Source organism: Alkalihalophilus lindianensis, from assembly GCF_032843265.1.
In the GTDB taxonomy this organism is placed as follows: Bacteria; Bacillota; Bacilli; order Bacillales; family Bacillaceae_D; genus Alkalihalophilus; species Alkalihalophilus lindianensis.
In genome coordinates this window covers 1-258 of record NZ_JAWJBA010000583.1, presented here as the reverse complement: position 1 = coordinate 258, position 258 = coordinate 1, and the positions used below count along the sequence as shown (strand labels likewise).

At 32.6% G+C, this 258-nt stretch carries 1 protein-coding gene; it reads right to left on the bottom strand.

What is annotated here, in order from left to right; all coding sequences use genetic code 11:
* On the bottom strand, positions 1–122 hold a 122-nt coding region (locus tag RYX56_RS23525), incomplete at its 3' end, for a cold-shock protein (RefSeq protein WP_317124278.1).
* Positions 123–258 lie beyond the last annotated feature (136 nt).

Below are 258 nucleotides of genomic sequence, written 5' to 3'. Positions count from 1 at the left end.
AGTGATTTATACCCTTCGCCTTGGATTGCTGAGAAATGAACGAATACATCGTCATCACCTTCACGTTCGATAAATCCGAAACCTTTTTCACTGTTAAACCATTTTACTTTACCTTTTTCCACTTTTTTGCCTCCTATTGTGTAAAATGTACACAATTGTTGATGATTGTTACACACCAAGATTATTAAGGTATCTTGGTATAGTATATTATTACCAAGATGATTGAGAGTTTATTCAGTTTATTATTTCATACGAAAC